Origin of the sequence: uncultured Aquincola sp. (assembly GCF_964001545.1) — a bacterium.
Lineage (GTDB): Bacteria > Pseudomonadota > Gammaproteobacteria > Burkholderiales > Burkholderiaceae_C > Aquincola.
Genome location: NZ_CAXFDV010000377.1, coordinates 1 through 6,003 on the forward strand (window position 1 = coordinate 1; position 6,003 = coordinate 6,003).

The 6,003-nt window shown below is 65.8% G+C and carries 6 protein-coding genes; all 6 read left to right on the top strand.

Annotated elements, in window-relative coordinates; genetic code table 11:
* Positions 1-207 precede the first annotated feature (207 nt).
* Positions 208-1,476 (top strand): urea ABC transporter substrate-binding protein, encoded by a 1,269-nt coding sequence (gene urtA, locus ABNT58_RS12950; protein WP_348753888.1) that lies wholly within the window; start codon positions 208-210, stop codon positions 1,474-1,476.
* 16 nt (positions 1,477-1,492) lie between these two features.
* Positions 1,493-2,407: an urea ABC transporter permease subunit UrtB gene (gene urtB, locus ABNT58_RS12955; RefSeq protein ID WP_348753889.1), complete on the top strand. Its 915-nt coding sequence runs from the start codon at positions 1,493-1,495 to the stop codon at positions 2,405-2,407.
* Positions 2,404-3,597 carry an urea ABC transporter permease subunit UrtC gene (urtC, locus tag ABNT58_RS12960; protein ID WP_348753890.1) on the top strand — a complete coding sequence of 398 codons (1,194 nt, stop codon included), beginning with the start codon at positions 2,404-2,406 and terminating at the stop codon, positions 3,595-3,597. The genes urtB and urtC overlap by 4 nt, the downstream gene beginning before the upstream one ends.
* The gene (gene urtD / locus ABNT58_RS12965; protein ID WP_348753891.1) at positions 3,594-4,337 is read left to right on the top strand and encodes an urea ABC transporter ATP-binding protein UrtD; all 744 of its coding nucleotides are present in this window, start codon (positions 3,594-3,596) and stop codon (positions 4,335-4,337) included. The genes urtC and urtD overlap by 4 nt, the downstream gene beginning before the upstream one ends.
* 12 nt (positions 4,338-4,349) lie before the next feature.
* Complete coding sequence (gene urtE, locus ABNT58_RS12970; RefSeq protein ID WP_348753892.1) at positions 4,350-5,039, top strand: urea ABC transporter ATP-binding subunit UrtE; 690 nt, start codon at positions 4,350-4,352, stop codon at positions 5,037-5,039.
* Positions 5,040-5,056: 17 nt separating this feature from the next.
* Positions 5,057-6,003, top strand: a 947-nt coding sequence (gene fmdA, locus ABNT58_RS12975; protein WP_348753893.1) for a formamidase, incomplete at its 3' end; no start/stop codon positions are given.

The following is a 6,003-nucleotide window of genomic DNA, read 5'->3' on the forward strand; positions in this document are numbered from 1 at the left end:
CAGGATTCCACCTTAGCACCGGCCCACCCCGATCGCGGGTGTTGCGCCGAGTGCGCACATACGTCAATCGACGTATTCCGGCTACGCACCCCCGACCACTACTTTTCGCTCCGCAGCGAGCGATTGCGGTGCAGTGCACAAAACGATTCAACGGCCGCAACCGGATCGCCTGAAGCTCCCCAACCCCTTCCGCTCAGGAGAAACGATATGGCTGACAAGAAAGACACGATTCCGGCTCCGCTCACCGACGAACAACGTCGCAAGGTTCTGCTCGGCATGGCGGCTGCACCGGCGCTGATGGTGCCCGGCGTCAGCTTCGGCAACGCGCAGTTCCCGACGGCCAAGGTCAACACGACCAAGCTCGCGGTGACCGATACCGAAGTCATCGTGGGTCAGCTTCACTCCGCCACCGGCACGATGGCGATTTCGGAAACCGGCTCCATCCAGGCCGAACAGCTGGCGATCGACCAGATCAACGCGATGGGCGGCATCCTCGGCCGCAAGATCAAGGTGATCAAGGAGGACGGTGCCAGCGACTGGCCCACCTTTGCCGAAAAGAGCAAGAAGCTGCTGGTCAACGACCGCGTGGCCGCCGTGTTCGGCTGCTGGACCAGCGCATCGCGCAAGGCGGTGCTGCCGATCTTCGAGAAGGAGAACGGCATGCTGTACTACCCCACCTTCTACGAAGGCCTGGAGCAGAGCAAGAACGTCATCTACACCGGGCAGGAAGCCACCCAGCAGATCCTGTGGGGCCTGGACTGGGCGCAGAAGACCAAGGGCGCCAAGACCTACTTCCTGGTGGGCTCGGACTACATCTGGCCGCGCACCTCGATGAAGATCGGCCGCAAGCACATCGAGAACGTGCTCAAGACCAAGGTGGTGGGCGAGGAGTACTACCCGCTGGGCCACACCAACTTCAACTCGCTGATCAACAAGATCAAGGTGGCCAAGCCCGACGTGATCTTCGCGGCGGTGGTGGGCGGCTCCAACGTGGCCTTCTACAAGCAGCTCAAGGCGGCCGGCGTCACGGCGGACAAGCAGTTCCTGCTGACCATCTCGGTCACCGAGGACGAGGTGCTGGGCATCGGCGGCGAGAACATCGCGGGCTTCTACTCGTCGATGAAGTACTTCCAGAGCCTGGACAACGAGAACAACAAGAAGTTTGTCGAGGCCTTCAAGGCCAAGTACGGCAAGGACGCGGTGATCGGCGACGTGACCCAGGCCGCCTACCTGGGCCCCTGGCTCTGGAAGGCCACGGTGGAAAAGGCCGGCAGCTTCGACGTCGACAAGGTGGCCGCCGCCTCGGCCGACATCGAGCTGAAGACCGCGCCCGAAGGCTATGTGAAGCTGCACCCCAACCACCACCTGTGGAGCAAGACACGCATCGGCCAGGCGCAGAAGGACGGCCAGTTCAAGGTGGTGGCCGAGTCGCCGGCGCTGATCGAGCCGAACCCGTTCCCCGAAGGCTACAAGTGAATCCGGCGGGGCTGACATGAGCTTGTCCGAGATGATGAACATCGGGCTGATGCAGGGCTTCGCCGGCCTCAGCCTGTTCTCGGTGCTGCTGCTGATGGGGCTGGGCCTGGCCATCATCTTCGGGCAGATGGGCGTGATCAACATGGCGCATGGCGAGTTCATGACCATCGGCGCCTACACCATCTACCTGGCCTCTCACCTGGCCGAAACCCATGCGCCGGGGCTGGTGCAGGCCTACTTCCCGTTTGCCATCGTGCTGGCTTTCGGGTTGGCGTTTGCGGCGGGCTGGGCGGTGGAGTGGGCGGTCATCCGCCACCTGTACCGCCGGCCGCTGGACACGCTGCTGGCCACCTGGGGCCTGTCGCTGGCCATGCAGCAGGTGTTCCGCTCCACCTTCGGCGCCAAGGAAGTCAGCCCCACGCTGCCCGACTGGCTGATGGGCAGCTGGGCACCGGCCGAGGGGCTGGACATCCCGATCAATGGCCTGTTCGTGATGGCGCTGACGGTGGCGGTGACCTGCGGCGTGCTGATCGCGCTGTACAAGTCGCGCTGGGGCCTGCGGGTGCGGGCCACGGTGGCCAACCGGTTGATGGCCAATGCCACCGGCATCAACACCCGGCGCACCGACCGGCTGACCTTTGCCATCGGCTGCGGCATCGCCGGCGTGGCGGGCGCGGCCTTCACCACCATCGGCTCCACCGGGCCCACCTCGGGCTCGCTGTACATCGTCGACGCTTTCCTGGTGGTGACCTTCGGCGGTGCGGCCAGCCTGTTCGGCACCGTGGTCTCGGCCTTCGGCATCGCGCAGACGCAGTCGATCTCCGAGTTCTTCATGACCGGCTCCATGGCCAAGGTGCTGACGCTGTCGGCCATCGTGGTCATCCTGATGTTCCGGCCGCAGGGCCTGTTTGCCGTGAAGGTGCGCAAATGAACGCCGCCCGAGTTTTCATGGCCCGCCACGGGCTGGGCAGCGTGCTGCTGCTGGCGCTGCTGCTGCTGGTGGTGTTTCCGCTGACGCTGGACCTGTTCCGCATCAACCTGGTGGGCAAGTACCTGAGCTACGCCTTCGTGGCGCTGGGGCTGGTGATGCTGTGGGGCTGGGGCGGCGTGCTCAGCCTGGGGCAGGGCGTGTTCTTCGGGCTGGGGGGCTACGGCATGGCCATGTTCCTGAAGCTGGAAGCCAGCGACCCCGAGTCCACCAAGATCCAGAGCACGCCGGGCATCCCCGACTTCATGGACTGGAACCAGGTGACCGCGCTGCCCGCCTGGTGGCAGCCCTTCCACAGCCTGCCGCTGACCCTGCTGCTGATGCTGGGCGTGCCCACGCTGCTGGCCTGGATCATCGGCTTCGCGATGTTCAAGCGCCGGGTGGGCGGGGTGTACTTCGCGATCATCACGCAGGCGGTGGCGCTGATCCTCACGGTGCTGATCATCGGCCAGCAGGGCTACACCGGCGGCGTCAACGGCATGACCGACCTGAAGACGCTGGCCGGCTGGGACACCCGCACCGACGGCGCCAAGTGGACGCTGTACTTCGTGTGCGTGGCGCTGCTGCTGGCGGCCATCGTGCTGTGCACCTGGGTGCAGAAGAGCAAGCTGGGCACGCTGCTGCTGGCCATGCGCGACAAGGAAGACCGGGTGCGCTTCTCGGGCTACGACGTGGCCAACTTCCGGGTGTTCGTGTTCTGCCTGTCGGCGCTGCTGTCGGCGGTGGGCGGGGCGATGTTCACGCTGCAGGTGGGCTTCATGTCGCCCAGCCTGGTGGGCATCGTGCCGTCGATCGAGATGGTGATCTTCGCGGCGGTGGGCGGGCGCATGTCGCTGGTGGGCGCGGTGTACGGCGCGCTGCTGGTGAACTTCGGCAAGACGTATTTCTCGGAGACCTTCCCGGACCTGTGGCTGTTCATGATGGCCGGCCTGTTCCTGGGCGTGGTGCTGGCCTTCCCGGATGGCCTGGCCGGCGTGTGGAACGACAAGGTGGCGCCACGGCTGAAGGCCTGGTCGGCGCGGAAAAAGGCGCCTGCACCCGTCGCGGCCGCCCCGGTGGCCACGGCCGAGCCCGTGACCCCACCCAAGCCGCTGCCGCGTGAGCGTGGCGCGGCCGAAGGAGCAGCCGCATGAGCAATACCGACTTCGCCCTGGCGGTCGAGGACCTCACGGTGTCCTTCGACGGCTTCAAGGCCATCAACGACCTGACGCTGTACGTCGACCGCAACGAGCTGCGCGTGATCATCGGCCCCAACGGCGCGGGCAAGACCACGCTGCTGGACCTGATCTGCGGCAAGACCCGCGCCACCCACGGCAGCATCAAGTTCAAGAACCAGGAGATGACCCGCATGGCCGAGCACCGCATCGTGCGGGCGGGCATCGGCCGCAAGTTCCAGACGCCTTCCATCTACGAGAACCTGTCGGTCTTCAAGAACCTGGAAGTGAGCTTTCCACGCGGGCGCAGCGTGTTCGGCGCGCTGGCCTTCCGCTGCGACAGCGAGGTCAAGGACCGCGTGCAGGCCGTGGCCGACGAGATCGGCCTGGGCGATGCGCTGGACACCGAAGCCGGGCTGCTGAGCCATGGCCAGAAGCAGTGGCTGGAGATCGGCATGCTGCTGATGCAGGAGCCCGAGCTGCTGATGCTGGACGAGCCCATCGCCGGCATGAGCGTGCGCGAGCGTGAGCTGACGGCCGACCTGCTGCAGCGCATCTGCAAGGGGCGCTCGGTCATCGTCATCGAGCACGACATGGACTTCGTCAAGCGCATCGCCCACAAGGTGACGGTGATGCACCAGGGCCGCATCCTGGCCGAAGGGTCGATGGACCAGGTGCAGAACGACCCCAAGGTGATCGACGTGTACCTGGGCCACTGAAGGAGCCGCCGCATGCTGAACGTACACAACCTGCACGTGGCCTACGGCCAGAGCGAGGCCCTGCACGGCATCGATTTTTCGGCCAAGCGCAACGAGACGGTGGCCATCATGGGCCGCAACGGCATGGGCAAGACCACGCTGTTCAAGAGCCTCATCGGCATCCTGCCCGCACGCGGCGGCAGCATCGAGGTGGACGGCCAGGACGTGACCCGGCTGGAGAGCTACCAGCGCGTGGCCAAGGGCATTGCCTACGTGCCGCAGGGCCGGATGATCTTTCCCACGCTCACCGTCACCGAGAACATCCGCACCGGGCTGGAGAACGCCGCCAGCCAGCGCATCCCCGACGAGATCTATGCGCTGTTCCCGGTGCTGTTCGAGATGCGCAATCGCAAGGGCGGCAACCTCTCGGGCGGGCAGCAGCAGCAGCTGGCCATCGCCCGCGCGCTGGTCACCAACCCGAAGGTGCTGCTGCTCGATGAGCCCACCGAAGGCATCCAGCCTTCCATCATCAAGGACATCGCCCGCGCGCTCAACGAGATCCGCAAGCTGCGCGAAATCACCATCGTGGTGAGCGAGCAGGTGCTGAGCTTTGCGCTGGACGTGGCCGACCGGCTGTTCGTCATCGAAGGCGGCCGGCTGGTGCACGAGAGCCCCCGCGCGGGCATCGACGCCGAGCGCATCAAGCAGTTTTTGTCGGTGTAAACCAAGAGGAGCGACACATGCCCGAGACCCTGATCAAGGTGGACCTGAACCAGCCCGCACCCAGCAACGAGATGGTGCACAACCGCTGGCACCCCGACATCCCGATGGCCTGCTGGGTGAACCCCGGCGACGACTTCGTGCTGGAAACCTACGACTGGACCGGCGGCTACATCAAGAACAACGACAGCGCCGACGACGTGCGCGACATCGACCTGACGACGGTGCACTACCTCTCGGGCCCGGTGGGCGTCAAGGGCGCGGAGCCCGGCGACCTGCTGGTGGTGGACCTGCTGGACATCGGCGCCAAGCCCGACAGCCTGTGGGGCTTCAACGGCTTCTTCAGCAAGAACAACGGCGGCGGCTTCCTGACCGAGCACTTCCCGCAGGCGCAGAAGTCGATCTGGGACTTCCACGGCATGTTCACCAGCTCGCGCCATGTGCCGGGTGTGCAGTACGCCGGCCTGATCCACCCCGGCCTGATCGGCTGCCTGCCCGACAAGCCGATGCTGGAGAAGTGGAACGCGCGCGAGACGGGCTTGATCGCCACCGACCCGCAGCGCGTGCCCGGCCTGGCCAACCCGCCGTTTGCCGGCACCGCCCACCTGGGCCAGCTCAAGGGCGATGCGGCGGCCAAGGTGGCGGCCGAAGGCGCCCGCACCGTGCCGCCGCGTGAGCATGGCGGCAACTGCGACATCAAGGATCTGTCGCGCGGCAGCAAGGTGTTCTTTCCCGTGTACGTGGACGGCGCGGGCCTGTCGGTGGGCGACCTGCACTTCAGCCAGGGTGATGGCGAGATCACCTTCTGCGGCGCCATCGAGATGGCCGGCTGGGTGCACATGCGGGTGTCGCTGATCAAGGGCGGCATGGCCAAGTACGGCATCCAAAACCCGATCTTCAAGCCCAGCCCGATCACGCCCACCTACAACGACTACCTGATCTTCGAAGGCATCTCGGTGGACGAGCA